Source organism: Streptomyces montanus, from assembly GCF_005786655.1.
GTDB classification, from domain to species: domain Bacteria; phylum Actinomycetota; class Actinomycetes; order Streptomycetales; family Streptomycetaceae; genus Streptomyces; species Streptomyces sporangiiformans.
The window spans coordinates 1-24,703 of sequence record NZ_VBZC01000021.1; the positions used below are offsets into that span (position 1 = coordinate 1).

General features: G+C 68.6%; 23 protein-coding genes and 2 pseudogenes. 10 read left to right on the plus strand and 15 right to left on the minus strand.

Annotated elements, in window-relative coordinates:
• Window positions 1–655: 655 nt before the first annotated feature.
• Together FE633_RS19985 and FE633_RS19990 are read left to right on the plus strand one after the other, a co-directional pair.
• Window positions 656–1,930, plus strand: coding sequence for a sensor histidine kinase (locus tag FE633_RS19985; protein WP_119104001.1), 1,275 nt, complete (start codon window positions 656–658; stop codon window positions 1,928–1,930).
• Window positions 1,927–2,583 carry a response regulator gene (locus FE633_RS19990; protein ID WP_119104000.1) on the plus strand — a complete coding sequence of 219 codons (657 nt, stop codon included), beginning with the start codon at window positions 1,927–1,929 and terminating at the stop codon, window positions 2,581–2,583. Before FE633_RS19985 ends, FE633_RS19990 begins: the two co-directional genes overlap by 4 nt.
• On the opposite strand, the gene FE633_RS19995 is transcribed toward FE633_RS19990, so the two are convergent.
• Window positions 2,553–3,233, minus strand: coding sequence for a DedA family protein (locus FE633_RS19995; protein ID WP_119103999.1), 681 nt, complete (start codon window positions 3,231–3,233; stop codon window positions 2,553–2,555). The genes FE633_RS19990 and FE633_RS19995 overlap by 31 nt on opposite strands.
• Window positions 3,230–3,949 carry a class I SAM-dependent methyltransferase gene (locus tag FE633_RS20000; RefSeq protein WP_138046554.1) on the minus strand — a complete coding sequence of 240 codons (720 nt, stop codon included), beginning with the start codon at window positions 3,947–3,949 and terminating at the stop codon, window positions 3,230–3,232. Before FE633_RS20000 ends, FE633_RS19995 begins: the two co-directional genes overlap by 4 nt.
• A gap of 123 nt (window positions 3,950–4,072) precedes the next feature.
• Between FE633_RS20000 and FE633_RS20005 the strand changes: the two genes are divergently transcribed.
• The 3 genes and pseudogenes from FE633_RS20005 to FE633_RS48455 all read left to right on the plus strand — a co-directional run.
• Window positions 4,073–5,227 carry a sensor histidine kinase gene (locus FE633_RS20005; protein ID WP_171060038.1) on the plus strand — a complete coding sequence of 385 codons (1,155 nt, stop codon included), beginning with the start codon at window positions 4,073–4,075 and terminating at the stop codon, window positions 5,225–5,227.
• Window positions 5,224–5,877, plus strand: coding sequence for a response regulator (locus FE633_RS20010; protein WP_138046556.1), 654 nt, complete (start codon window positions 5,224–5,226; stop codon window positions 5,875–5,877). Before FE633_RS20005 ends, FE633_RS20010 begins: the two co-directional genes overlap by 4 nt.
• 207 nt (window positions 5,878–6,084) lie before the next feature.
• A pseudogene (locus FE633_RS48455) lies at window positions 6,085–6,458 on the plus strand (hypothetical protein); the annotation flags it as partial.
• On the opposite strand, the pseudogene FE633_RS20020 reads toward FE633_RS48455, so the two are convergent.
• Window positions 6,443–6,610 (minus strand): annotated as a pseudogene (locus tag FE633_RS20020) (transposase); the annotation flags it as partial. The pseudogenes FE633_RS48455 and FE633_RS20020 overlap by 16 nt on opposite strands.
• Window positions 6,611–6,913: 303 nt before the next feature.
• Between FE633_RS20020 and FE633_RS20025 the strand changes: the two are divergent.
• Window positions 6,914–7,210, plus strand: a complete 297-nt coding sequence (locus FE633_RS20025; RefSeq protein WP_119103996.1) for a hypothetical protein — start codon at window positions 6,914–6,916, stop codon at window positions 7,208–7,210.
• Between the two features lie 279 nt (window positions 7,211–7,489).
• On the opposite strand, the gene FE633_RS20030 is transcribed toward FE633_RS20025, so the two are convergent.
• The 3 genes from FE633_RS20030 to FE633_RS20040 form a co-directional block, all read right to left on the minus strand.
• Window positions 7,490–7,735, minus strand: a complete 246-nt coding sequence (locus tag FE633_RS20030) for a hypothetical protein (protein WP_138046557.1) — start codon at window positions 7,733–7,735, stop codon at window positions 7,490–7,492.
• Window positions 7,736–7,965: 230 nt separating this feature from the next.
• Window positions 7,966–9,912: an RICIN domain-containing protein gene (locus tag FE633_RS20035; protein ID WP_138046558.1), complete on the minus strand. Its 1,947-nt coding sequence runs from the start codon at window positions 9,910–9,912 to the stop codon at window positions 7,966–7,968.
• A gap of 1,053 nt (window positions 9,913–10,965) precedes the next feature.
• Window positions 10,966–11,862, minus strand: coding sequence for an AraC family transcriptional regulator (locus tag FE633_RS20040; RefSeq protein WP_138046559.1), 897 nt, complete (start codon window positions 11,860–11,862; stop codon window positions 10,966–10,968).
• A gap of 86 nt (window positions 11,863–11,948) precedes the next feature.
• On the opposite strand from FE633_RS20040, the gene FE633_RS20045 reads away from it, so the two are divergent.
• Complete coding sequence (locus FE633_RS20045) at window positions 11,949–12,959, plus strand: aldo/keto reductase (protein ID WP_138046560.1); 1,011 nt, start codon at window positions 11,949–11,951, stop codon at window positions 12,957–12,959.
• A 446-nt stretch (window positions 12,960–13,405) separates the two neighbouring features.
• On the plus strand, window positions 13,406–14,227 hold the full coding sequence (locus FE633_RS20050) for an alpha/beta hydrolase (RefSeq protein WP_205571160.1): 822 nt from the start codon (window positions 13,406–13,408) through the stop codon (window positions 14,225–14,227).
• 143 nt (window positions 14,228–14,370) lie between these two features.
• Here the strand turns inward: FE633_RS20050 and FE633_RS20055 are convergent, their stop codons facing one another.
• The 8 genes from FE633_RS20055 to FE633_RS20085 all read right to left on the minus strand — a co-directional run bounded on the left by FE633_RS20055 (window position 14,371) and on the right by FE633_RS20085 (window position 22,796).
• The gene (locus FE633_RS20055) at window positions 14,371–16,311 is read right to left on the minus strand and encodes an MFS transporter (RefSeq protein WP_138046561.1); all 1,941 of its coding nucleotides are present in this window, start codon (window positions 16,309–16,311) and stop codon (window positions 14,371–14,373) included.
• 219 nt (window positions 16,312–16,530) lie between these two features.
• On the minus strand, window positions 16,531–17,616 hold the full coding sequence (locus FE633_RS48465; protein ID WP_246113727.1) for a DedA family protein: 1,086 nt from the start codon (window positions 17,614–17,616) through the stop codon (window positions 16,531–16,533).
• Window positions 17,617–17,726: 110 nt separating this feature from the next.
• Window positions 17,727–18,926: an NAD(P)/FAD-dependent oxidoreductase gene (locus tag FE633_RS20065; protein WP_171060039.1), complete on the minus strand. Its 1,200-nt coding sequence runs from the start codon at window positions 18,924–18,926 to the stop codon at window positions 17,727–17,729.
• The gene (locus FE633_RS20070; protein WP_119103988.1) at window positions 18,923–19,120 is read right to left on the minus strand and encodes a ferredoxin; all 198 of its coding nucleotides are present in this window, start codon (window positions 19,118–19,120) and stop codon (window positions 18,923–18,925) included. Before FE633_RS20070 ends, FE633_RS20065 begins: the two co-directional genes overlap by 4 nt.
• A gap of 66 nt (window positions 19,121–19,186) precedes the next feature.
• Window positions 19,187–20,416 carry a cytochrome P450 gene (locus FE633_RS20075; protein WP_119103987.1) on the minus strand — a complete coding sequence of 410 codons (1,230 nt, stop codon included), beginning with the start codon at window positions 20,414–20,416 and terminating at the stop codon, window positions 19,187–19,189.
• A 67-nt stretch (window positions 20,417–20,483) separates the two neighbouring features.
• Window positions 20,484–20,768, minus strand: a complete 285-nt coding sequence (locus tag FE633_RS47795) for a hypothetical protein (protein ID WP_212747243.1) — start codon at window positions 20,766–20,768, stop codon at window positions 20,484–20,486.
• Window positions 20,768–21,448, minus strand: coding sequence for an SDR family NAD(P)-dependent oxidoreductase (locus tag FE633_RS20080; RefSeq protein WP_212747244.1), 681 nt, complete (start codon window positions 21,446–21,448; stop codon window positions 20,768–20,770). Before FE633_RS20080 ends, FE633_RS47795 begins: the two co-directional genes overlap by 1 nt.
• Before the next feature lie 142 nt (window positions 21,449–21,590).
• Window positions 21,591–22,796 carry a cytochrome P450 gene (locus tag FE633_RS20085; RefSeq protein WP_119103986.1) on the minus strand — a complete coding sequence of 402 codons (1,206 nt, stop codon included), beginning with the start codon at window positions 22,794–22,796 and terminating at the stop codon, window positions 21,591–21,593.
• Window positions 22,797–23,031: 235 nt separating this feature from the next.
• Here FE633_RS20085 and FE633_RS20090 point away from each other — a divergent pair, with 235 nt between their 5' ends.
• Window positions 23,032–23,661: a TetR/AcrR family transcriptional regulator gene (locus tag FE633_RS20090; protein WP_119103985.1), complete on the plus strand. Its 630-nt coding sequence runs from the start codon at window positions 23,032–23,034 to the stop codon at window positions 23,659–23,661.
• Here the strand turns inward: FE633_RS20090 and FE633_RS47345 are convergent.
• Window positions 23,632–23,847, minus strand: a complete 216-nt coding sequence (locus FE633_RS47345; RefSeq protein WP_162931284.1) for a hypothetical protein — start codon at window positions 23,845–23,847, stop codon at window positions 23,632–23,634. The two genes, FE633_RS20090 and FE633_RS47345, sit on opposite strands and share 30 nt — an antisense overlap.
• Between FE633_RS47345 and FE633_RS20095 the strand changes: the two genes are divergently transcribed.
• Window positions 23,835–24,650 (plus strand): IS5 family transposase, encoded by an 816-nt coding sequence (locus FE633_RS20095; RefSeq protein WP_171060040.1) that lies wholly within the window; start codon window positions 23,835–23,837, stop codon window positions 24,648–24,650. The genes FE633_RS47345 and FE633_RS20095 overlap by 13 nt on opposite strands.
• Window positions 24,651–24,703: the final 53 nt, after the last annotated feature.

Here is a 24,703-nt window from a genome sequence, read left to right on the forward strand (position 1 = left end):
GCTCAAAGGCTTCCGCGGCATCGCCACCAGATACGACAAGACCGCCACCTCCTACGAAGCGGCGGTCACCCTCGCGTCATTCCTGCTCTGGGCAAAATCCGTTTGAAGACAGACCCTAGTACCCCGGTACTAGCCGGCGTCGCCGTATTCCCGCCCACAGTGCCGTAGCGCCAGTCGATACCGCTTCTAGATTGAAACCCGGGCCTGGTCAGGCCCGTCCACGCAAAGACCTCTTTCCTGGCGGGAACAAATCCGTGGCCACCATCCTGCACCGACTCTCCGCCTCGCCTTTGCCCTGTTCGAGGGCGAGAAGTCGCGCCACGCCCTCGACGCCCAGCAGGCCGCCCATCCCACGGCCCCCTTCTCCCCGGCTTCGGCCCCGGCTCCGGCGGCGCGGGCGCTGGCCAGGCCAGGACGACCGCAGAACCCGAGCCGTTGTCAGCCGTACGATCGCGGAAGAGCGGTCGGCCCCGGTCGGCGTTCTTCCCGAGTCGCCGCTCGTCTGTCCATTCCCCCGGGACCGGCGAGCGGATCGCCTGCACCGCGAAGGGCACAGACCTTGACACCCACGCCCCCACAGGATTCCCGGCCCGGTCGAACCGTCCCCAGCCGACCCGAGCTGCCCGAGGCACTGACGAACGACGCTGAGCAACGGGTGATTGTGTCGATCATCGCTCGGCTGTCTTCCTGGCGGTGGGCGGACCGGACCCACCCCCGGGTCCGGAGGTGGGGCGTACCGCTGTTCTGCGCCATCCTGGGACTGCCGTCCATACTCAACCCCGCCGGCGAATCCGGGGTCGCCGAAGAGCTGGTCCTCACCGTCGCCATAGCCGTCCCGCTGCTGTGGCGGGAGCGCAGGCCCATGCTGGTCTTCGCGCTCATCACTGCCACCGCCGTGCTGACGGCCTCCACAGGGTCCCTCCACGGCGCCAACGCCAGTGCTGACGTCGCCCGCATCGTGGCCCTGTTCAACGTCGGTCGCTTCGGCACCCCCCGCCAGCTGCTCATCGCCGTCACCATCTCCCTGATGCAGCTGGTCGCCTGGGCCGCCGGGCTGTGGGGTGACGGCCAGCCGGAGTACGCCACACGCCCGGAAATCCTCGTGCTGCTGGGGATGGTGACGGTGACGGCCATCGCCGGCCTCGGCCTCGCCAACCGCCTGGTGAACGTCGTCATCACCGCCCTGCAGAAGGAGAAGGACCAGCAGGCCCGCCTCGCCGTCGCCCAGGAACGCGCCCGCGTCTCCAAGGAGATGCACGACATCCTCGGCCACACCCTGGCCGTCATGGTTGGCCTCGCCGACGGCGCCGCGGGCCTGACCGAGACAAAGCCCCAGCGCGGTGCCGAGACCCTGCGGATCATCGCCGACAGCGGCCGTGGCGCCCTCGCCGAATTGCGCCGCCTGCTCGCCGTCATCGGCGACGACAACGACCGGCCGCCGGATGCCCCGCTCGCCCCGCAGCCCGGCCTGGCCGACCTCGATCCGCTGATCGAACGCGTCCGTGCCGCCGGACCGAGCCTCACCCTCAGCACAGACGGCGACCTCACCGCGCTGGCCCCCGGTCTCCAGCTCGCCGTCTACCGCATTGTCCAGGAAGCCCTCACCAACACCCTCAAGTACGCCGCCGCCGACACCTCCATCAGCGTCCGGGTAGCCGTCCGCTCCGAGACGGTCCACGTCGATGTCGAGGACACCGGCCCCCTCCACGCACCCCGCTCCCGCAGACGGAGCGCAGGAAGCGGCCGCGGTCTGGTCGGCATGCGCGAGCGCGCGGCCATCTATCAGGGCCAGGTCACCGCCGGCCCCAACCAAGAAGGCGGCTGGAGCGTCCACGCCCGCCTCCTGACCACCCCGCCCTCCCCCACTCTCGGCTCCGCTCGAGCGGGGGGACCCCCATCCACGACCACAACGGAGAACCCCCGCGCATGACCACCGTGCTTATCGTCGACGACCAGGCCCTGCAACGCCTCGGCTTCAGCATGCTCCTGGAACAGCACCCCGACCTCACCCTCATCGGTGAGGCCACCCACGGTGCCGAAGCCGTCCGCAAGGCCGCCGAGCTCAAGCCCGACGTCGTCCTCATGGACGTCCGCATGCCGGGCATGGACGGCATCGAGGCCACCAGGCGCATCATCGAGTCCGGCGGACGCTCCCGCATCCTGGTCCTGACCACCTTCGACCTCGACGAATACGCCTACGACGCCCTGCGCGCCGGAGCGTCCGGGTTCCTGCTCAAAGACGCCCTGCCCGACGAACTGGTCTCCGGCATCCGCGCGGTGGCCGCCGGAGACGCCGTCATCTCGCCCGGTCTCACCCGCAAGCTCATCGACGCCTTCGGCAGCCGAATGCCGGGCCACACGCCCGAACAGCAACGGCAGCTGGCCCGCCTCACCAACCGCGAACGCGAAGTACTCACCGCCATCGCGACCGGCTGGAGCAACACCGAGATCGCCGAACGCCTCTGCCTTGCCGAGTCCACCGTCAAGTCGCACGTGGGCAGTATCCTCACCAAGATCGGGGTCCGGGACCGGGTCCAGGCCGTGATCTTCGCCTACGACACCGGCCTCGTCAGACCCGCCTGAACATGGCCGGAGGACGTCGTACCAGGCTCGGACGCCGGTTCCTGGGCTTCAGATAGCGGGCGGCGCTTCCTTCGACACAACAGCGCGCCCCCGATCGCCATCAGAGCGACCAGGGCGAAGGCGGGGCCGCCCAGCGTCAGGACGCGCTGGAGAGAGGTCGCGGCGGCGTATCCGACACCTGCTTCCGCTGTGGCCCACACACAGGCGGCGATGACGCTGTAGGGAGCGATGCGCCGGTAGGGCAGGCGTGTGGCGCCCGCGAAGTGCGGGGCGACAGTGCGCACCACCGGCAGGAAACGGGCCAGGAAGACCGCTCGGCCGCCGTGGCGCGTCATCAGCGTCTCGGCCTGATGCCATGCGGCACCCGGTATCCGACGGCCTATGCGGCCTCCGCGCAGCTGATCACCGAGGAGTCTGCCGGTGCGATGGGCGAGGAAGTCACCCGCCACCACGGCTCCGGCCGCGGCAGCGATCACGAGGGGAAGGCTGATGTGGCCGGTGCGGGCCAGCGCGCCAGCGGTCAGGAGCAGGGTGAGCGTGGGGATGAAAGCGCCGACGAGAAGGATCGACTCAGCCAGGACAGCGGCGGCCACCACCGCGTACGCCGAGGCCGGGGAGATGTGGCCGAGGATGTCGGAGAGCGCGTTCACCGCCGCGCCTCGACGGACTGCGGCTCGGAGTGCTCCGCGGAGACGAGGGGTCGTTGCAGGTGCCAGACGTAGGCGGGGGGAACGTTGGCCCACACCGTCCAGCGGCCGGTGGCATAGGTGCGCTGATAGGTGGCCATGATCTCGTCCACGGCGGCGTGGCGGCGGGCTTCGGCTCGTGATGCCGTCAGGGCACGGGCCTTGCGCGTGCCGAGGTAGGCGAAGTAGGTCAGCGTGCCGCCGGGGTGGAGCAGTTCCATGTAGCGGGCCATGATGCGCTCGACCTGCACGGGCGTGAAGTTGGTCAGCGGCAGCCCCGAGACGATGACGTCGTAGCGCTGGTCGGTGTCGAGCTGCTCGACGTAGGTCTGGTTCACGTTCACCTGCGCGGGCGCCAGGTGGGGATGCGTGGTGACGAGGTGGCGCAGTCGCGAGGCGAAGCGCGGGTTGGCCTCGACAATGTCCAGGCGGCTGGCTCGGGGCAGTTCGGGAATCAGGGTGCGGGTGACCGTGCCGGTCCCGGCACCGGCTTCCAGGACCGCCAGCGGGCGGGGCGCCTGAGCCCGTACGGGATCGGTCAGAGCGCGGGCCAGGGCCTTGCCGCTGGGGGCTATGGCACCCGTGGTGCGCAGATCACGGGCTGCCTCGATCAGGAACATCCAGCCTTCGGCTTTGCGCTGCGCCAGGACACGGTCGTGGGAGGTGGTCCAGTCGTTCATGGAATTGACGCTAGAAAGCCGCGTCCGGCATCGGACCCGTGGTTCTGCGACGGTGTCCCCCTACGAAAGTAGGGGACGGACATCGCCGATCGTCAGACTGAACGGCGCACAGGTCTGCCTAGGATGGCCCAGGTGAGCAGCAGAGAAGGCCGCAGGTGGGCGGCCTACGGGCGTGGGGCACTCGTGACGTTGTGCGTACTGGCCGCCGCACTGAACGCCGTCTCGATCGAAGGGGGCCGCCTGGTCCCCGTCATCGGTGCAGCGCTGGTGTGCGGAGTGGCCCTGCTCGTGCCCCGGCTGCGATGGCCCCTCGCGCCGCTGTTGGTCACCGTGGCCACGGCATGGTGGGGATGGCCACTGCTGCCCATGCTGTCAGTCGCCCTGTTCGACCTGGCTGTGGACCGCCGGGCGCGGGTGGCGGCGGGCTGTGCTGTCGCCGCGCTGAGCGCCAACCTGCTCAGCTACCGGGCCACCTCCCTGTGGACGGCGCAGTCCTACGCGTCCACGCTGCTCCTTCCGGTGCTGGCCGTGCTCGTCGGGCTGTGGCTGGGTGGCCGGCGCCGCCTGGTCCAGGCACTGGCAGCCGACGTCGAGCACCTGCGCATCGAGGCGAAGCTGCGCGAGGAAGCGGCCCGCATCGCGGAACGGTCCCGTATCGCCGCCGAGATGCACGACGTCCTGGCCCACCGCCTGAGCCTGATCGCGCTGCACACCGGCGTGCTGGCCACCAAGAACGACATGCTGCCCGCACCGGTCGCGGAACGACTCGGTCTGCTGCGCACGGCGTCCGTCGAAGCCCTCACCGATCTGCGCGACGTTCTCGGTGTGCTGCGCGACCCCGACACCACGCCGACCAGCGCCGCCCTTACGCCGATGATGAGGGAAGTAGGGGAACTGGCCGACGAGGCCCGCGCCGCCGGCCAGCACATCGAGCTGACCACCGACGGCCTTCCCGAGCAGGCTCCCACCACCCACCGTCTGGCCGTGTACCGCATCGTCCAGGAAGCACTGACCAATGCCCGCAAGCACGCCGACGGCGCTCCGGTGACCGTACGCATCGACTACGGACCGCCCGCCACACTCGTCGAGGTCACCAACCCCCCTGGCATTCCCCGCACGGACACCGTCGGCAGCGGGTACGGACTCGTCGGCCTGCGCGAACGCGTCACCGCCCTCGGCGGGCACCTGAACTCCGGACCGGTCGGCGCGGGCGCCTGGCGACTGGCCGCACGCATCCCCCACCCCGCCGGCATCGAACAGAACGGCACCCGCACATGATCCGCACCATGATCGTCGACGACGACGCCCTGGTCCGCCTCGGCCTGGCCGACCTCCTGGACGGCGACCCCGGCATCGAGGTCGTCGCCCAGGCCCCCGACGGCCTGAAGGCCATCGAACAGGCCACCGCCCACCGCATCGACGTCGCCCTCGTCGACGTACGCATGCCCCGCATGGACGGCATCACTGCCACCGCCCGCCTGCGAGCCCTTCCCCACCCGCCGAAGGTGATCACCCTGACCACCTTCGACCTCGACGAATACGTCTACAACGCCCTCGCCGCCGGAGCCGACGGCTTCCTCCTCAAGGACACCGACCCGGCCGAAATACTGCGCGCCGTCCACCTGGTGGCCGTCGGGTCGGCCATGCTCCACCCCACCGCGGCCCGCCGCCTCATCGACCGCTACCACGCCACCAACCAGCCCCAGGCCATCGCGGCCCGGGCCGGGTTGGAGCGACTCACCCCGCGCGAACGCGACGTGCTCGCCCTGCTGGCCCGGGGCGACACCAACGCCGACATCGCCGTTCACCTGGCGATGCGCGAGAGCACCATCAAGGCGCACGTTAGCCGCATCCTGACCGCGCTGGAGGTCACCAACCGCGTCCAAGCCGCCCTCGTGGCCCGCGACGTCGGCTTCACCTCCTCATGACTGCCTTGCCGGGCCGATGCCGTCGAGCCGATCCCTGGCGGAAGCCTTATTACAACCTTGAATGTCTTCGCCCTGTGCTCACACTCGGCGTCTGAGAAGCTGTTGTCTTTCTGGGCTTGAGGGCTGCGCTTCCGCTGGTCGGGCGTGGGGTTGGAGGTTCGGTGGGAGCAACGGCCTGTCGTGCTGTCGCTGCCCGGGAGGTCGTGGATGCCGTCGGTGGTTGGGCTGTTGGAACAGCGTGAGCTGGGTGCTCGCCGTCGCGTGGACGAGCTGTGTGAGGAGGCCGACCGCGTCCAGGCCGAGTTGGCCGCGCCGAGCTGGAATTGCAGGAGTGGGTTATCGCCCGCAGGCGGGTCGATACGGTGCTGGCTCCGGGCGGTGGCGACACCGCGGGCACGGAGATCACCTCGGATGTGCGGGATGCCGACGGTCGGTCGGCGCCCCGGGATGCGGTGAAGCCGAAGTCGCAGGTGCCCATGTGGCGGCAGGGGCTGGCCTGGTCGGTGCTGTCGTTGGACTACCAGCGCATCCTGCAGGTCTTGACGGACCGGGCCCGGCTCGGTCAGGGGCCGAACTCCTGCGGTATCTCCCGCCACTGCCCGCCCGTCTTGAACCGCCAGATCACGCCCTCGAACTGTTGGCGCAGCCGCTCGGGGTACGGGCCATACTCGCCAATCGGCAGGTGCGGCCCAATGAACTCCCACTCTTCGTTCGTCAGTTGTACTCGCGTCACGCAAGATGATCTACCGGATCAGACCTCGGAGCGAGGGCAAAATCCTGCAAATTGATCACGACTCGATACGTGCCAGGTAGGCGCGGCCGCAAGTATTGGTCGGAATGATGTGCGCCAAATCGCCCACCCGTTCGAGCTGGCGTTCACGCATGCAAATTTTGATGCGCTCCTGGCTCGCAGCGTCGACCGCGAGCCGCACCTTCGACTCGCGGCCTAACGACCAGATTTTCCGGCCGCGTGTACTAGGATCCGCCGCTAGCATCACTCGATCAACCGTTGCTCACGCAATCGATAGGAGGCCCGATGATCGGCGTGCTCGTGACTTTCACGCAGACCGACAAGTTCGATCGTTCAACTCTCGCAAAGATTGCCGGCGAACTCCGCGGACCGTTCGAAGGCATGGCCGGCCTTCGCTTCAAGAGCTTCATGCTCGACGAAGACGGCGTTCAGGCAAGGAACTTCTACATGTGGGATGACGACGAGAAAGGCCGCTCCTTCTTCACGGAGGAGCTCGTCGACAAGGTGACGGGGATTTATGGCGTCCCGCCGAAAATCGAATACCTCGATATCGTGGGGTTCGTCGACAACTCTGGCACCTGATTCTCAAGGAGGCTGTCGCACAAACCAGGCTGTCCAGGGCCGTTTTGGACCATCTGGGCATGCCACAGAACTTCCTCACATGCGATCGAGACCCAACCGCTGCTGCAGCCCTGCAGCCCCCTGACCTGCGCGACTGGCTGCCCGAGGACCACCTCGCCTGGTTCGTGATCGAGGCGATCGAGCAGCTCCACCTCGAGCCCTTCTACGGCGCCTATCGCTCCGACGGGCACGGCCGGGCTGCCCACGAGCCGAAGACGATGCTCCCCCTGCTCGCTACTCCTACTGCGTCGGCGAGCGAAGCTCGCACGGGATCGAGCGCCGCTGCCGCGAGAACGTCGCCTTCAGGGTGATCTGCGCAAACCAGGCCCCCGACGACGCGTGATCGCCCGCTTCCGGGTCCGCCACCAGGAGGCCCTCGCTGACCTCTTCGGCCAGGTGCTCGGCCTCTGCGCCGAGGCCGGCCTGGTCGAGGTGGCGGTGCTCGCCGTCGACGGCTCGAAGTTCGAGGCCTCGGCCTCCAACCACAGAGTGATGCGCGAGGGCGCCGCTTCGGCGGCGCCCCGAAGCCATACACACCGCCGGCGAGACCCGAGGGCAAGATCAACCTGACCGACCCCGACTCGAAAAGACCTCACCCGGACCGAATGGTGATCGCGACTCGATGCACGCCCTAGTGGTGCGGCGTTCGAAATCGCGCGCCAGGCGGCCGTTGCGCTTCAGGTGGGCGAAGAGGCGCTCAATTGCGGAGGGCAGGATCAGGAGGGGACGATCTGCCACTGCTGCCGCGTCTGTGACGCGTACGGCTGCTGCTCGATGTTGGCTCCGTCGGCGGTGCTGCCCTCGTCGACGCCGAGGGACAGCCCGCTGTAGCGGTTGATGAGGAAGTAGTGTCCGTCACCGGTGGGCGTGACGGCCCAGTGCTGCTGGGGGGCGTCGGCGTCTGACCAGATGCCGACGTTGCCGCCGTCTGCGCGGGAGAGACCGGCGACCTCCAGAAGCTTGCCGCTGCCCACACCCTTGATCTTGTAGTAGCCGTCGCCGGTGCTGGTGAAGGTCCACTTCTGGTTCGCCTGGTTGAGCCATGGCCACTGATCGACGTTGGTGCCGTTGGCGGTGCGCCCGCCCTCCACGTCGGCGACCTTGCCGCTGTGCCGGGCGACCAGCCGGTAGACGGTGCCGTCACCGGGGAGTGTGGGGGATACCAACGCAGGCTTGGCCGTCCGGCCTCCGATCCTGACGCCGCCGATGTTGGCGTAACCGCCGGTGGCCGCATTGACCTGGATCCGAACGAAGCCCACGTTCCTGGCTGGCCACTCGACCAGCTTGAGGGTGCGGTCCCCGGCCCAGGTGCCCGCGGCGACTTGCGTGAAGGTGACGCCGTCGGTGCTGGTGTGGATGGTGTACGAGGCGATGTCGCCGTCGGTGGAGTTGGTGCGGCTCCACTGCTTGGGCAGGTACTCCAGGGTGGAGACGTTGCTCCACACCCCGCCCAGGTCGATGGTGATCGACTGTGGCAGCGGCAGGCTCCAAGTCGACCAGCAGGTTTCGAAGCGAACGTCGCTGAGTCCGTCAATGGCGTTGAGCGGTCCCTCGCCAGTGTGGAAGGCGGTCGCATACGCGTTGACCGGTGTGACCGGGTACTCGGCGCGCAGTGGTTGGGTGGGCAGCGGCGGCCGGGAGGTGTTCGGGCTCCAGGCGGCACCCACTTCGGCGAGCCGGTTGACGATGTTGGTGTCCAGCAGGCCGTTGCGGTTGGGCGGGCAGTTGAGGATGAACGAGGTGTACTTCGGCTCCAGGTCGGTCAGGTGCGACAGGATGTCCGCCTTGCTCATGAGGCTCTCGGTCGGGGTGGAGGGGTGCCAGAACCAGCCGTTGCTGATGGTCTGCCCTTGCATTCCGGCGTAGGTGTTGCCCGCCGGCGCCGTGACGCCCAGCGGCTCCTCGAAGAAGATCGCGTCGCTGAGGAAGGGCACGGACAGTCCGCCGATGTCGATCATGACGCAGTCCGGCTGCAGCTGCTTCACCAGCGAACGGATCCTCTGGTAGGAGACGGCCTGCTGGCCCATCTGCCATGCGTAACCATCGGTCATGAACATGTCTATAGTGCCGTAGTTGGTCAGCAACTCGGTGATCTGACCGAGCATGAAGGTCATGTCGCCGGGCTGGATGGCATCGGTGATTTCGAGCCCGGTCACCTTGTGCCGGCTCTCCCATGCCTCGACGCCGAAGGTGCGGTCCCAGATGGAGTAGTAGAACCCGACCTTCAGCCCCCTCGACCGGAAGGCGTCGCAGTACGCCCGCACCACGTCCTGCTTGTAGGAGCTGTTCGCGACGTTCTGGGTGCCGTAGGCGCTCGGCCACAGCGCGAAACCGTCATGGTGCTTGGTGGTCAGGATGCCGTACCGCATCTTCGCGGCGACCGCCGCGTGGGCCCACTGTGCGCAGTTGACGCTCGGGGGAGCGAAGAGGGTGGGGCTCTGGTTGGGTTCGGCCCACTCCTGGTTCGTGAACGTGCCCAGGCTGAAGTGGTTGAACATGCCGAACCGCATGTCGACCACCTTGCTCAGGTTGGTCTGTGTGTCCGCGGCGGCCGCGTGCGATAGAAAGCCGGAGAAGCCGGGGACGATCGGCAGGGCGGTCGCGGCAGTTGCCGCACCCGCCGCGCCGAGAAACGTACGGCGAGTCATTCTTCGTGAGGACATGGCTCACTCCTGTGTGTTGGTGGCTTTGTTTGCGGTGGCGACGTACAGATGGCATGCGAGGCCGGTCTGGGTGTCGGGGCGTGCGGGCGGGGGCATCTGCCGCCCGCCGGAGAACGGATTGGCCAGGGGCTGCGAGACGGTGCTCCGCTGGAACTCTGGTGGGGCGGCGCCACGCGGAAGGTGTCCGCCCAGGGTTGGCGACCTGGCTGTCGTTGGGGACGTAGTCGGCGTTGAGCGGTGACGTGCGGGTCAACGGTGCCGGCTGCTAGTTCCATCGCGGGTTGCGGTACCGCTCGGGGGCTGAAAGCTGTCCTGCCAGGTGCGGTCGCCGCCGACGCCGGCGGTGTCGCCGAACCAGGAGACGTTGGTGACGGGACGAGCGCTCCTTCGGCGGGTGATCGGCTCCGACAAGGTCTTCTCCTGGCTGTTGGCAGGACAGCAACAGTGCTTCCCTCGGCACCAGGGCCGCACGGAGTGACTTCACCCTCGGACGGCACGACACACAGGAGGCCACACATCGCAGGTGTTCGCCGAAGTACATCGGACGTATTAAGCGTCAACAACGCAGGCTCTGTCTAGAGGTTCGACGGGATCCCCAGTACAGAGCTGATATTTCCCCCAGCCTGGGCAGCAAGCCTCCGGGAGCATGGACTGCAATCAGCTGATAGGTCGGGTGAATGAGTGGCTTGGCACCCTGCGAGCGCGCAACCACCCTGCCGCAGGTTCGCGAGGATTCGCTTCAGACATCAGCCAGCGCCACATCCTGGCGCAGCCCAGGGGTCGTTGCCGTAGCCGGGCGGGCCGCAGGCGCCGCGGAGCATGCGGATGACCGGACGTGTAGCCGTAGGGGAGCTTGTGGCCGATTTCGGTCTGCGACGAGAGCGGGGTGCCGAACCCGGCCCCGGTGAGCACGGCCGCGGTCGTTGTGACGGCGGCGGCGTGTTCGTCATAGCCGTCGCTGGCGACCGGCTCCCTGCCGGGGTTGTACTCGAGGCTGCGGGCGCACCGACAAACCCCAAGATCGGTACGACAACAGCTACTGACGTCCTGGACCTATGCCCGCCATGGTGTGGCAGTGCGATTGTGGGTGTGTCGAGTGCGTAGCCGGGCCGCGTCCTGGCCCGGCGGGAGGCCGTAGGCGCTGCGGTACTCGCGGTTGAACTGGGTGGCGCTCACGTATCCGACCGCCTGAGCGATCTGGGCCACCGTGGCGTGGCCGGCGAGTAGGCGCCGCCGTGCCTCCTGCATCCGCAGGTGTTTCTGGTACTTGAGGGGGCTCATGCCGGTGGCCGCTTTGAAGTGCCGGTGCAGGCTGGCGGGGCTCATGTGTGCCGCGGCGGCGATCGCGTCGATGCTGAGCGGCTCGGTGTAGTGCGCGCATATCCATCGGGCCACTTTGCGCACCCGGGTCGTAGCCGAGTCTGCCAGCGTCCACTGGCGCAGGACGGGGCCGAGGGAGCTGCGCAGCAGCCGGTAGAGGATCTCGCTCTCGATCCGGGTGGCGAGGGGGCGGATGTCGTCGGGGGTGTCGAGGAGCTGGACCCAGCGGGTGACCGCGTCGACGAGTTCCGGTGTCATCGGCGCGTGGAGCTGCCCACCGGCGGTCAACGGGGCGGTCTGACCGCTCTCGTCCAGCTCGACGAGCAGTTCGGTGAGCGCCTGGTCGTCGGGTTGCATGACGGCGGCCCGGTAGGGCACCTGCTCCAGCTCGATGGTGACGGGCAGGTCGATCGTGGTGAGGTGCATCTCGCCGGGTTGCGCCACCTGTTTGAGTTCTCCCGCGGTCGTGCGTTTCACGCCGCTGGCGACGAAGCAGATCATCGGTTCGTACAGCACGTCGATGGGCTCGATGGGCTCTTCGACCGCCGCCAGGAAGAGCCGGGGCACAGCGGTGTCCGAACCCAGTCCCACGCAGTGCCGGCCGATTGCCGCAGCGAGTCGGTCGAGCACGACGCCTCCTTCCCTGAGAGGATCAGGCAATTCTATGCGACCGATGCCCCATGACCTGCGGGTGCCGTGTCCCTAGCGTTGGGGGCATGGCACAGCACACCACGAACCTGCCCCTGCGCGCCCTCGGCGGCCAGGGCCTCGAGGCCGGGACGATCGGTCTGGGCACGATGGGTATGACCATGGCCTACGGGGCTTCGGACGATCAGAGCAGCATCGCCACCATCACCCGGGCCCACGAACTCGGGGTCACCCTCTTCGACACGGCAGAGCTGTACGGCTTGGGCACCGGCAGCAACGAGCAGCTCCTCGGGCGCGCCGTGAAGAGCTTCCGCGACGACATTCTGATCGCGACCAAGTTCGGTTTCGACCTCTCCGATCCGGCCAGGATCGGAGCTGCCCTGGACAGCCGCCCCGAGCACATCCGCGAGGTCACCGAGAACAGCTTGCGCCACCTGGGTACCGACCACATCGACGTGCTGTACCAGCACCGCGTCGACCCGGACGTCCCCATCGAGGACGTGGCGGGTACGGTCGGCGAGCTGATCGCCAAAGGCAAGGTCCGCTACTTCGGCCTGAGCGAGGCCGGCCCCGAAACCATCCGCCGCGCCCACGCCGTCCACCCGGTCTCCGCGCTCCAGACCGAGTACTCGGTGTTCGAGCGAGCAGTGGAGGCCGACGTCCTGCCGGTCGTCCGGGAACTGGGCATCGGCTTCGTGCCCTATTCTCCGCTGGGCCGCGGCTTCCTCACCGGCGCCGTCAAGCCGGCCGACGACTACTCCGCCTACGACATGCGCGGCAAGGACGACCGCTGGCAGCCCGGCAACTATGAGAAGAACCTTGCCGCGGTCCGCGAGCTCACCACGCTGGCGGAGAGCAAAGGCATCTCGGTCACCCAGCTGGCGCTGGCCTGGCTGCTCGCACAGGGCGACGACATCGTGCCCATCCCGGGCACCCGCAGCCCGCGGCGTCTGGAAGAGAACGTGGCCGCCGCGCAGGTCACGCTCACGTCCGAGGACCTCGCCCGCATCCAGGAGATCCTGCCGCACGGATCGGCCGGCTCCCGCTACCCGGCGGGGGTGATGCCGGCCTGGCAGTAATCGGCGACAGGGGCTCGCACCAGTCGACCGCGAGGCCCGCCCGGACCAGAGGCTCCCGTTCTCCACCGAGCATGGGGGTCAGGAACCAACCAGGGCACTGATCAGCTTGCGGGCCGCCGCCCTTGTCAACCGTTTCGCGACCATGGTGGTCCGCTGCCGTAAGGGCACGGTGGACGAGCCCTGGCTTTTCGAGTTACCCGTACTCCGGAAAACATGATCGCTGGTGGGTCGTGCCAACGAAGAGTCGTCAACACAGCAGGCAAGTGCTGAGACACGGCGTGCGCGACGAACCTCCAGCACCACTCACAAAGCAAGGCGCAAACATGTCATTTTCTTGGGCCTCCGAGGTGATCGAATTCTTCGGCGCACCGGGAGAATTCCCCTCTGTCCACAGGCCCGTCGGGGATGTCGCGACACGTCGCAGCACGATGGAACCCGTTCACGCCATGATCGACGCTGCGCAGCCCAGACCGGACGATGTGGTGGTCAAGGACTTCGAGACCACAGCGGGTGACGGTGCCAAGTTGCTGCTGCGGTGGTATGTCAAGGAAGGCGCGCAGCCCGGGGCCGCCGTGCTCTTCCTTCACGGCGGCGGCATGATACTCAGCAGCGTCTCGCTCTACGACGGAACCGTGTCCCGTTATGTGTCGTCCAGCGGTGTCCCGTTCCTGTCGGTGGAATACCGCCTCGCCCCCGAGTACCCCCACCCCACCCCCGTCGAAGACGCTTACGCCGGATTGACCTGGCTGACGGAACACGCCGGGGAACTCGGTGTCGACCCGGCACGCATCGCGGTCATGGGGGACAGTGGCGGCGGCGGGATGGCGGCCGGCCTGGCCTTGCTGGCACGTGACCGGAGTGGCCCGGCGATCGCCAAGCAGATCCTGCTCTACCCCATGCTGGATGACCGCACCACAACTCCTGACCCAGCACTCGCTGGACTGGCCACCTGGAGCTACGAGGACAACGCGACCGCATGGCAGGCACTGCTCGGCCCCGCGTGCGGCGGCCCCGACGTGTCACCCTATGCGGCGCCGGCACGGTTGAAGGATGCCACGGGCATGCCTCCGCTCTACATGGAGGCCCTCGAACTCGACATCCTCCGGGACGAGGACATCGACTACGCGCGGCGGACCGCAGCAGCGGGAGTCAGCACCGAACTCCACGTCCACCCCTCCATCCCGCACGCCTTCGAAGCCATCGCCTTCGACACCGCCGTCGCGCGGCGCATGAAGGCCGACCGCGTTCGCGTTCTCAAGGGACTATGACCAGTGAGCACATAGAGAGCGGACCAGAAGTGAAGGCACCGGTGCGCGCCGAACATGAAAGCGGTGCCCACACGCCCGCGGAGCACGGTGTGTAGGCGTGTGGGCACCGAATATGCAGCTTCCTACTTGCTGGAAGCGGCGTCCTACTCCGCACCCGCGGTCTTCACGGCGGCTGACTCCACCGGGGCGGGGACCTCTATCGGGGGTCTACGGGGGATGAGGCTCGCGAAGGCGAAAGAGAGGACACCGGCGCCGACGCCCAGGGCCAGCACGGCCCGCAGGCCGTTCTCCGTCGGGATGTGCACGCTGTGGAAGTCGGTGGTCATGTGGGCCAGGATCAGGCCGGCGACGGCGCTGGAAACGGTCGTGCCGATGGAACGCATGAGCGCGTTGAGGCCGTTGGCGGCGGCGGTCTCGGACACAGGCACGGCTTCCATGATCAGCGCGGGCAACGCGCCGTAGGCGAAGCCCACTCCGGTCGCCACGATGCAGGAGGCGACCAGGACCTGCCAGACCCCGGACATCATCACCATGGTGATTATGTAGCCCGCTGCCACGATCGCGGACCCGATCATGAGGGTCACCTTCGGCCCCTTGCTCTTGGTGATGCGCGCTCCGTACGGAGAGACCGCCATCATCGTCAGACCCTGCGGAGCCATGACCAGGCCGGTGGCGATCAGGGACTTGCCCAGACCGTAGCCGGTGGCCTCAGGCATCTGGAGCAGTTGCGGCAGCGCCATGTTCATCGAGAACAGGGCGAGGCCCAGCGCCAGCGCGGCGAGGTTGGTGAGCAGTACCTGCGGTCGTGCGGTGGTGCGCAGGTCCACCAAGGGCTTCGGAGTGCGCAGTTGGAACCAGCCCCACAGCGGCAGCACGATCACGGCCACGGCGAACAGGGAGAGGACCGTGCCGCTTCCCCATCCCCAGTCCTGGCCCTTGGAGACCGCGAGCAGCAGGCAGACCAGGCCCAGTGCCATGCCGGCCGCCCCCGTCAGATCGAAGCGCCCGCCCGTACGTTCACTCGACTCGGGCACCAGCAGGACGACGAGTCCGGCGGAGAAGGCGCTGAGGACCGCGGAGACCCAGAACAGTACGTGCCAGTCGAAGTTGTCGACTATGACCGCGGAGACGGGCAGGCCCAGGGCGGCGCCGACGCCGAGGGAGCCGAACATCGACGCCGTCGCCGCGGGCAGTTTCTCGGCGGGCAGTACCTCACGCATGATGCTCACGCCCAGCGGGACCACGCCCGCCGCCAGGCCTTGCAATGCCCGGCCGACGACCATCGGAGCGAGGGAGTCGCTCAGCGCGCAGATCACCAAGCCCACCAGCATCAGGCAGATGCCGAGCAGGAGCATGCGCCGCTTGCCGTACATGTCGCCGAGCCGGCCCGCCACGGGGGTGGAGACTGCGCCGCACAGCAGCGTGGCCGTGACGGCCCAGGCGGTGTCCGAAGCCTTGGCGTCCAGCAGTTGGGGCAGGAGGGGAACGATCGGGATCACCAGGGTCTGCGTCAACGCGCCAACGATTCCGGTGAGGGTGAGGGCCGCCACCATGGCGCCCAGCCGCGGTGGCAGGGAATTCTGTGCCTGGGCGACCGGCGGGTGCGTTCTGGACATGGGTGGGCCTCCGTGTGTCTGGTGCTGGGCTGAGAGCGGCCGCGGCGGGCTGGGGTGACGTCGGAACGGTCGGGAAGTTGGAGGAGCAGGTGGGGGCCCTCCTTCGGGCCGTGGCCCGTGTGCGTCGGCCTGGAGCGCGTTGGTCGCCAGTGCGTCGTGCCAGGGGGTGTGGGTGGCGATGGCCTGGCGCCACGGGCGGATGGTCCTGGGCGGCACGCCGACGGCGAGGACTCCGGTCACCGTCTCGCCGGTGCGGTACGCGGCCACGAACCGGCGCTCGGTCACGTCGCTTTCCACGACGGCCACTTGCTCGTCGCCGCGCAGATATCCGTACGCCTGGATCCTCATGTCGTACTGGTCGAACCAGAAGTAGGGCACCGGCGCGAACTGCTTGCGGGCCTCGGGGCGGAGCAGGCTGCGGGCCGCGGCGATGGCCGTGGCGCTCTTCGCCTGAACGCTCGGCTTCACACACTGCCGTTACCGGCGAAGCATGCGACCGCGGGGACGGGTCCTGGACTCCGGCCCGAACTTCAGCCGATCGATGCCGCCTTCACGTGGCGGTCCTTGCTTCTTATGTGGTGCGACTTCGTGTCACACCACTGAGCAAGGCAGTTGTAGTCTTTGCGCGCCCCTGCGGACCATGAACCGCGGTCGGCTGAGGGCGTGTGCCTCCTCCCCAAGGCCACCTCACCCGGATGTGTTCGTTTCGACGATCGCGGTCGCTGCGTTCTTCCGTCGTCGGTTGCGGCGCCTGAGGAAGAGGGGGACACCCACGGCGAGGGCGCCGAGGAGGGCATACGGGACATAACCCATGATGTCGACCACCTGGTGCCAGTTCTCGCCGAGCAGGTATCCGGAGCCCAGCAGCATGCCGTTCCATATCAGGCTGCCAATCGCGGTGAGGACCACGAACTTCGGCAGCGCCATCCGCTCGACTCCGGCCGGTATGGAGATGAGGGGACGGACGACGGGCAGCATCCGGCCGAACAACACTGCCTTGGTGCTGTGCCGGGCGAACCATGCCTCGGCGCGGTCGACGCTTTCCGGCTTGATGCCCGGGAGCTTCACCAGCAGCGCTCGCGCGCGGTCACGGCCGAGCCGGGCGCCGAGCGTGTACTGGACGAGACTGCCCACGACCACTCCCGCGGCGGCGCAGACGATGGCGACGCCGATGTTGATGGCGCCCTGGCTGGCGGTGTACCCGATCAGCGGCAGCAGCACGTCGATGGGGAGGGCCCCGAAAAGCACGCTGTCCAGGACGGTGAGCAACGCGATCCCCAGCCCGCCGAGTGCGTCGATCACATCGATGGCCCACCCGGCCAGGCCCCCTGTCGGTTCGCCGGTGGTCTGGGCGAGGTACAGCATCATGTGTTTCCTCCGGGAGATTTCGGCAGCAATGTGCGTTGATGGACGGTGAGTGTGCTGGAAGCAGGGGTGTGTGAGGGTGCTGGAACGAGAGCCGCTGCTCCGTGGCCCCTGCTCGGCGTCAGTGGCGGGCTTTCCCGCGGCCGTGCCCGCCGGCGCGGGTGCTTCCGCGGAGTTGGCGTCCGACCGCCGGCGGGGGATGAAGGGCGCGCAGGCCAGGGAGACGACGGCGGTATCCGCCGATCGCCAGGACGTGCGCAGGCCGTTCCGGGGCGGCAGCGTAACGCCGTCGAAGTCGATGGTGTGGTGGGCGAGGATCACGCCTGCCACGGCGCTGGAGAGGGAGGTGCCGATGGACCGCATGAGGGTGTTGAGACCGACCGTGGCGGCGGTCCCGGACACGGGCACGGCTGGAGCCTGTGGGAACGGCGATACAGAAAAGGGGAGCTTGTGGCGGTCACAGGGCTGGGCGCGCCTTACGGGGCTCCTCAGCCCTGCGTCGCGTACACGCGTGTCGCCTACGGCCGATTCGGCACGGCGTCGTGCCAGGCGGCGCGGACGGCGATGACCTGCCGCCATTGCCGGACGACCTTGGCCGGCATGCCGACCGCGAGGGCTGCGGTGATCCGGTCGCCGGAGCGGTACGCGGCAAGGAAGCGGTCCTCGGCCAAGTCCCCTTCCACGACGGCGACTTCGTCATGGCCGCGCAAGTAGCCGTACGCCTGGATCTTCATGTCGTACTGGTCGGACCAGAAGTACGGCACCGGCGTGAACGGTGTGCGTGCCCCGGGAGCGGCGAGCAGGTTGCGGGCGGCGGCCATGCCCTGCTCGGCCGCGTTGGTGCGGTGCTCGATCCGCATCGAGGTGCCGAACAGAGGGTTGTACCAGCGGGCGACGTCCCCGGCCGCGTACACTCCCCCAGCCTTCGGCCGGGGGGACCCCCAGGCGGCCTGGCAGTACTCGTCGCAGACCACGCCGTCGTCGACCGCAAGACCGCTGCCGGCCAGCCAGCCGGTGTTCGGCAGTGAGCCGATCGCGATCAGGATCTCGTCGCCCTCAACGACCTCGCCGTCCGCCAGCCGCACCCCGTCCTCGGTCACCTCCGTGACGGTGACCCCGCACCGCAGCTTCACGCCTCGCTCCCGGTGAGCCCGTGCCAGCGCCTGCCCCACCTCAAGGCCCACCGCACGCGCCAGCGGTACCGGCGCCGGCTCCAACAGGGTCACTTGAGCGCCCAGCTTCGACGCCACCGCCGCTGCCTCCGCCCCCAGGAATCCGGCCCCGACCACTACCAGCCGCCGTCCCGGTCCTATCCGGTCCCGCAGGGCGAGCGCGTCGTCGAGGGTGCGCAGGACGTGGGCGACACCGTCACCGGGAAGGCGCCGTGGCCATACGCCGGTCGCGATGAGCAGCCGGTCGTACGGCACCGTCGAGCCGTCCGCCAGCCGCACCAGACGTCCGGCGGGGTCGAGGCCGGCCGCGGCGACGCCGAGCCGCAGGTCGAGGTCGAGGGCGGCGAGGTCCTCCGGAGTCCGCAGGGCCGCCCTGTCGGCGCCCCACTGACCGGACAGGACCTGTTTGGACAGTGGCGGCCGGTCGTAGGGCGGGTGGGGTTCGTCGCCGACCAGGGTCAGCGTGCCGTCGTAGCCCTCCCGGCGCAGTGTCTCGGCCGCCGCCAGACCGGCGGCCGAGGCACCGACGACCACGATCCGCTTCACCGCTCTGCCAGACGGATCGCCGCGGCCGGGCAGACGGCCACGGCCTCCCGTACGCCGTCGAGGAGTTCGGCGACGGGGTGCTCCTCCAGCACCACGGCGACGCCGTCCTCGTCCCGTTGGTCGAACACGTCGGGGGCGGCCATCACACACTGCCCGGCCGCGACGCATTTCGGTTCGTCCAGCTCCACACGCATGGTTCTTGTCCTCGGTTCTTCAGGGGGACTTCAGGCTTCAAAAAGTGGTTCTTCAGGAGTGGCGGCCTACCAGGCGACTGGCAGCTCGTGCACGCCGTAGACCACCATGTCGTGACGGAAACTCAGCTCTTCCAGGGGTACGGCCAGACGCAGGTCCGGCAGCCTGCGCAGCAGCGCGGGCAGGGCCTCCTGCAGTTCCACGCGGGCGAGGGACTGGCCGAGACACTGGTGAACGCCGTATCCGAAGGCCACGTGTCCGCGGGCGTCGCGGTCGAGGTCCAGGACGTCGGCCATGTCGAAGACGCTGTTGTCCCGGTTGGCGGAGGGCACACCGAAGACCAGCATCTCGCCCTCCCGTACGGGGTGACCGCCGATGACGATGTCCTCGGTCGCCACGCGCACCAGCATGTCCTGGGCGATCGACAGGTACCGCAGCAGTTCCTCGACGGCGGCGGCGACCACCTTCGGATCGTCGGTGTCCCGGATCCGATCGGCCTGCCGGGGGTTCTCCAGCAGGGCCAGCGTCCCCAGCGCGATCATGTTGGCCGTGGTCTCATGCCCGGCGTGCAGGATCACCATGCTGCTCATGGCCACGTCGCGATGAGTGAGCTCTCCGGCGACCACCCGCTCAGCGATCAGCCGGCTGATGAGGTCGTCCCCCGGCTCGCGCTCCTTGCGCTTCACCAGATCCAGGAGGTAGCCGAACAGTTCGCCGCTCGCCGCCTTCCTCTCCTCCTGTGAGGTTCCCTTGCGCATCAGCGTGGCGCTGCGCGTCTGGAAGAAGGCGTGGTCGTCGTAGGGCACCCCGAGCAGCAACGAGATCACCAGGGACGGAATCGGCAGAGCGTACGTGCGCACCAGGTCCACCGGCGGTCCTGCGGCGATCGTCTCCTCCAGGAACCGGTCGACCAGCGACCGGACATGCGGCCGCATCGCCTCGACCCGCTTGACGGTGAACTCGCCGGTGAGGGTGCGCCGGATGCGGGAGTGCTCGGGGTCGTCCATCCGCGGGAACGCCTGCGGCTGGCCGTGCTGCTGGGTTTCCATCAGCTGCGGGAAGCGATGTCCGTCGGCACTGAGCCGCGGATCGCCCAGTACCTGCTTGACATCGTCGTACCGGGGGACCGCCCAGGCGATGCGGCCATTGCTCAACCGCACCCGGGGCAGCCCGTCGGCGCGCCGCCAACCGGCCTGCACAGGGGGCGGGTCGAAGGGGCAGCGGGGGGAACGCGTGCCAGGGTAGTCGGGAAGGCTGGTGCCGTCGTTCGGCTGGGTCTGGTCGGTCGCCGTACTCATGGTTACTCCTTGGGGGGAGGGGTGGAAGAGCAGTGATCCGCCGGAGCAGGGCGTGCAAGGCACCTGCTCATGGGTGGTGTGTGGTGCTCCGCAGCAGGTGGGCCATCTCCACGCCAGGGTCCGTGGAGATGAAGGAGTCGTTCTCGTCCCGGATCCGGTCGAGGTGGTCACGTACGTCCTCGGCCGTCAGTGCCGGGTTGTGGTAGCCCCGCGTCCGTGCGACGAAGAACCGCGCGACCTGTCCGGCACCTGCGGTGTAGACCTCTCCGGACACCGGGCAGTCCTCGTGGGCCAGGAAGGCCACCACGGGCGAGACCAGCGCCGGGGCGAGACTGCGGGTGAGGGTGTTCATCATCTACAGGGCCGCCGGATCGACGGGCGGCCGTTCGCGCCGCCGATCCCCGCGTCCGCCAGGGATCCCGCGAGCATGCGGGTGGCGGCGACCGGGGCGACGGCGTTGACCCTGATGCCGTGTGCGGCTCCCTCCACGGCGAGGACCCGAGTGAAGCCGAGGAGTCCCGCCTTGGCCGCGCCATAGCCGCTCTTCCGGGCGGAGCCCAGCAGACCCGCCGCGGAGGTGGTGTTGACGACGCGGCCGTAGCCCTGTTCCCGCATGACGGACCACGCCGGGACGGTCACGTGGAAGGCGCCTTTGAGGTGCACGTCGATGACCGGGTCGAGCTGGTCCGGGGTCATCTCGTGGAAGGGCTTGTCGCGCAGGATGCCGGCGTTGTTGACGACGATGTCGATCCGGTCGTAGGCATCGAGCGCGGTGCGCACGACGTCCCGTCCGCCTTCGGGGGTCGCCACGCTGTGGCTGTCCGCCACCGCCTGCCCGCCGCGCTCGCGGATCGCCTCTACGACGGCCGCGGCAGGAGCGTCGTCCACTCCCTCGCCTGCCATGGAACCGCCGATGTCGTTGACCACGACACGTGCTCCGCGGTACGCCAGGAGCAGGGCGTGCTCCCTGCCCAGGCCGCCGCCGGCTCCGGTGACGATCGCGACCCTGCCGTCGAATCGCAGGTCCGTCATGCCGGGGCCCAGGCCATCGAGCGTGCAGGTTGGGTGCGGGCAGCCGAGAGGGAGGGGTCGGGGTTCGGTGGGGACATGCTCGGTCTCCTGTGGGGGGAATGGGGTGACCTTGCCCCTCGTGCGGCAGGGCGTCCGGGTCGTGTCACCAGGCGATCGGCAGCGCGTGGACGCCGTAGATGCTCATGTCGTTGCGGAACCTGATCTCCTCCGGTGGCACCGCGAGCCGCAGGCCGGGCAGCCGGCGCAGGAGCACGGGCAGGGCGATCTCGAGTTCGGCACGGGCCAGGACCTGTCCGAGGCACTGGTGCACGCCGTGTCCGAAGGCCACGTGTCCGCGGGCGTCGCGCTCGACGTCGAGGCGGTCGGGGTCGCTGACGAAGCCGGGATCCCAGTTGGCTGCCGAGAGGTTCATGACCAGGAGGTCACCGGCGCGGACGAGCTGGCCACCGATCTCGATGTCCTCCTTGGCCACTCGGGTGACCAGGCTGTGCACGATCGTGAGGTGGCGCAGGAGCTCCTCCACCGCGGCCGAGACCACCTTCGGGTCGTCCGCGTCGCGGATCCGCGCGAGCGCGTCCGGGTTCTCCAGCAGCGTGAGGGTGCCCAGCGCGATCATGTTCGCGGATGTCTCGTGCCCGGCGTTGAGGAGGATAAAGCCGTTCACCGCCAAGGTCTCTCGGCTCAGCTGCCCCTCATGGAGGTGCTCGCGCACGACACGGCTGATCAGGGCGTCGTCCGGTTCGCGTTCCTTCTTCCCGATGAGGTCGAGCAGGTAGCCGAGAATCGACCCTCTGGCCTTCTGCCTCTCCTCCTCCGTGGCGGTGCGGCTCATCAGGACGGCGGTGATGTCCTGGAAGTAGGCGTGGTCGTCGTAGGGCACCCCCAACAGCATCGAGATCACCAGGGAGGGAATGGGCAGCGCGTACGCCTGGACCAGATCCGCGGGGCTGCCGGAGGCCACCATGGTGTCGATGAACTCGTTCGCCATCTCCTCGATCCGCGGGCGCATGGCCTGAACCCGCTTGACCGTGAAGTCCTTGGTCAGCATGCGGCGCAGCCGGGCGTGTTCGGGGTCGTCCATCCGGGGAAACATCTGGGTGCCGGGGCCCATGCTGATCTGCTGCATCGGGACCTCTGCGCTGATCCGCGGATCCGTCATCGCGGCCGTCACGTCCTCGTACCGGCTCACGGCCCAAGCGGCGCGGCCCCTGAAGTTCACCCGGCGCAGACCACCCGTCTCACGCCACTCCCGGTACTCGGGGGCGGGGGCCAAAGGGCAGCGTGCGTCGCGGTCAGCGGGGAACTCGGGAAGACCGATGACGTCATCGGTGTCGGTCGTGGTGGACATGGAACCTCCTGGAGCGTCGTGGGGGAAGGCGCCGAGGTACTGGTGAGCGAGCCGTCGTGACCACTCGAAGAACGCAGGGGCACCACGCGCGTCGTGGACCGCGCACAGCGCTCCGCGTTCGCCACTCACCGGATCATTCGCGAGCCGACATGCAGCGGCAACTGGCAGCTGACTGCCAGTTCCATGGTGCCCCTGACGCAAGTGGCAGTCAACTGCCTGTTGCTACTCTTTCCTCGTGGCCACCAATTCCGAGCGACTCCTGCGGACCGACGCAGCCCGCAACGCCGAGCGGATCCTGCGCTCCGCCCGCGAGGTCTTCGCCGAGAGCGGCCCCGACGCGCAACTGGACGAGATCGCCCAACACGCCGGGGTCGGTATCAGAACGCTCTTCCGGCGTTTTCCCAACAAGGCCGTCCTCGCCAAGGCCGCCTTGGAGCAGGGCATCTCCGAGTGCATCGCTCCCGTCATCGAACAGGCACTCCTCGATGACGACCCGCTACTGGCACTCAACTCCGTGATCGACGCCGCCATGTCGCTGGCCGCCCGCGAGCACAACACCCTGGCCGCCGCGAGAAACGCCGGCGCCGTCATCTCGGACGCCATCGGCCCGTACTACGCGTCACTGACCCTTCTCACCCGTCGCGCCCAGGAGGCCGGACGCATCCGCGCCGACCTCGTACCGGACGACATGCCCAGAATCATGGCCATGCTCTTCAGCCTGCTGTGGACCATGGACCCGGCCAGCGACGGCTGGCGCCGCTACCTCTCCCTCATCCTTGATGGCCTGTCACCGGCGGCGGCGACCCCGCTTCCCGAGTCCGTTCCGCTGCGGCCATCACCACGACCTGGAAACTGGCCGATCTGACGCGAGGGTGCGGTGGCCGGGGTGGGGCACGTAGTTCCAGGCGTCGCCGTACTCGTCCTCGGTGAACGTGACGCCGGAGCGGCCGCCCAGCATGGCGTCGAAGAGGGCGTCGGCGCTTGGGTGTCCGGCCCGGCGCATGGCGGCGGGGTACTCCTTGGCGATGCGCTGGGCGAGTGCCCACAGCACGGCGGCGGAGTGGGCGCCGCCGGGGAGGGTGGGGCCGAGGGTTTCGTACGCAGGTACGGGGCCATGGCGAAGGTGGACTTGTCGAGGGCGGCCAGGGCGGCGAAGGCGAGCTTGTAGGGGGTGCGGCCCAGGCGGGCCGCGGCCGGGGAGGACAGCCGGAGGCCTACTGCCACCGGGCGATACTCGATGCGATCCGCTACCTGGTCGACAACGGCATCGAGCGGCGGGCGATGCCCGCCGACTTCCCGCCGTGGGACCGGGTATACGCGTTCTTCCGCCGCTGGCGCGACCATCGCATGGTCAAGGAGTTCCCCGACCGGCTGCGCGCCGAAGTCCGCGGGGAGTTGGGCCGCGACGCGGAGCCGAGTGCGGGTGTGATCGACTCGCAGTCCGTCAAGACGGACGCCGTCGTCGGCTCCGACAGCCGCGGCTTCGACGGCGGCAAGCTGATCAACGGGCGCAAGCGGCACGTCGTGGTCGACACGCTCGGCCTGCTGCTGGGCGTGGTGGTCACCGCCGCGGACACCGGCGACCGCGCCGCCGCCCAGGTCCTGCTCGAGCAGGTGGCCGACGCGCACCACCGCTTGGCCCTGGTCTGGGCCGACGGCGGCTACACCGGTAGTTCAGCATATGAAGCCTTAGATGATCTCTTGGCCCAGCTTGTAGCGGTGGAGGTGCTGATGCCGAGAAGGCGGTTGACCACTGCGGCTGGGACTTCGGCAGTCAAGTCGCGGATTGCCGCCGAGCGGCTCGGCAAGGACCGGACGCCCGGCCGTTTGAGTCGAGCAGCGAGAGTGATGTAGCTGAGGTGCTGGCCCGGACGGATTCCAGGGAAGAGCCACGGAGCGTCGAGCTG

Bases quoted from the DNA above. Each gene is read 5' to 3' on its own strand.
- FE633_RS20000 (WP_138046554.1), bottom strand. From the start codon at position 3,949: ATGAACGACTGGACCACCTCCCACGACCGTGTCCTGGCGCAGCGCAAA.
- FE633_RS20025 (WP_119103996.1), top strand. From the start codon at position 6,914: ATGATCGGCGTGCTCGTGACTTTCACGCAGACCGACAAGTTCGATCGT.
- FE633_RS19990 (WP_119104000.1), top strand. From the start codon at position 1,927: ATGACCACCGTGCTTATCGTCGACGACCAGGCCCTGCAACGCCTCGGC.
- FE633_RS20045 (WP_138046560.1), top strand. From the start codon at position 11,949: ATGGCACAGCACACCACGAACCTGCCCCTGCGCGCCCTCGGCGGCCAG.
- FE633_RS20005 (WP_171060038.1), top strand. From the start codon at position 4,073: ATGGCCCAGGTGAGCAGCAGAGAAGGCCGCAGGTGGGCGGCCTACGGG.
- FE633_RS20035 (WP_138046558.1), bottom strand. From the start codon at position 9,912: ATGTCCTCACGAAGAATGACTCGCCGTACGTTTCTCGGCGCGGCGGGT.
- FE633_RS47795 (WP_212747243.1), bottom strand. From the start codon at position 20,768: ATGAACACCCTCACCCGCAGTCTCGCCCCGGCGCTGGTCTCGCCCGTG.
- FE633_RS20085 (WP_119103986.1), bottom strand. From the start codon at position 22,796: ATGTCCACCACGACCGACACCGATGACGTCATCGGTCTTCCCGAGTTC.
- FE633_RS20075 (WP_119103987.1), bottom strand. From the start codon at position 20,416: ATGAGTACGGCGACCGACCAGACCCAGCCGAACGACGGCACCAGCCTT.
- FE633_RS20010 (WP_138046556.1), top strand. From the start codon at position 5,224: ATGATCCGCACCATGATCGTCGACGACGACGCCCTGGTCCGCCTCGGC.
- FE633_RS20080 (WP_212747244.1), bottom strand. From the start codon at position 21,448: ATGACGGACCTGCGATTCGACGGCAGGGTCGCGATCGTCACCGGAGCC.
- FE633_RS20070 (WP_119103988.1), bottom strand. From the start codon at position 19,120: ATGCGTGTGGAGCTGGACGAACCGAAATGCGTCGCGGCCGGGCAGTGT.
- FE633_RS20050 (WP_205571160.1), top strand. From the start codon at position 13,406: ATGATCGACGCTGCGCAGCCCAGACCGGACGATGTGGTGGTCAAGGAC.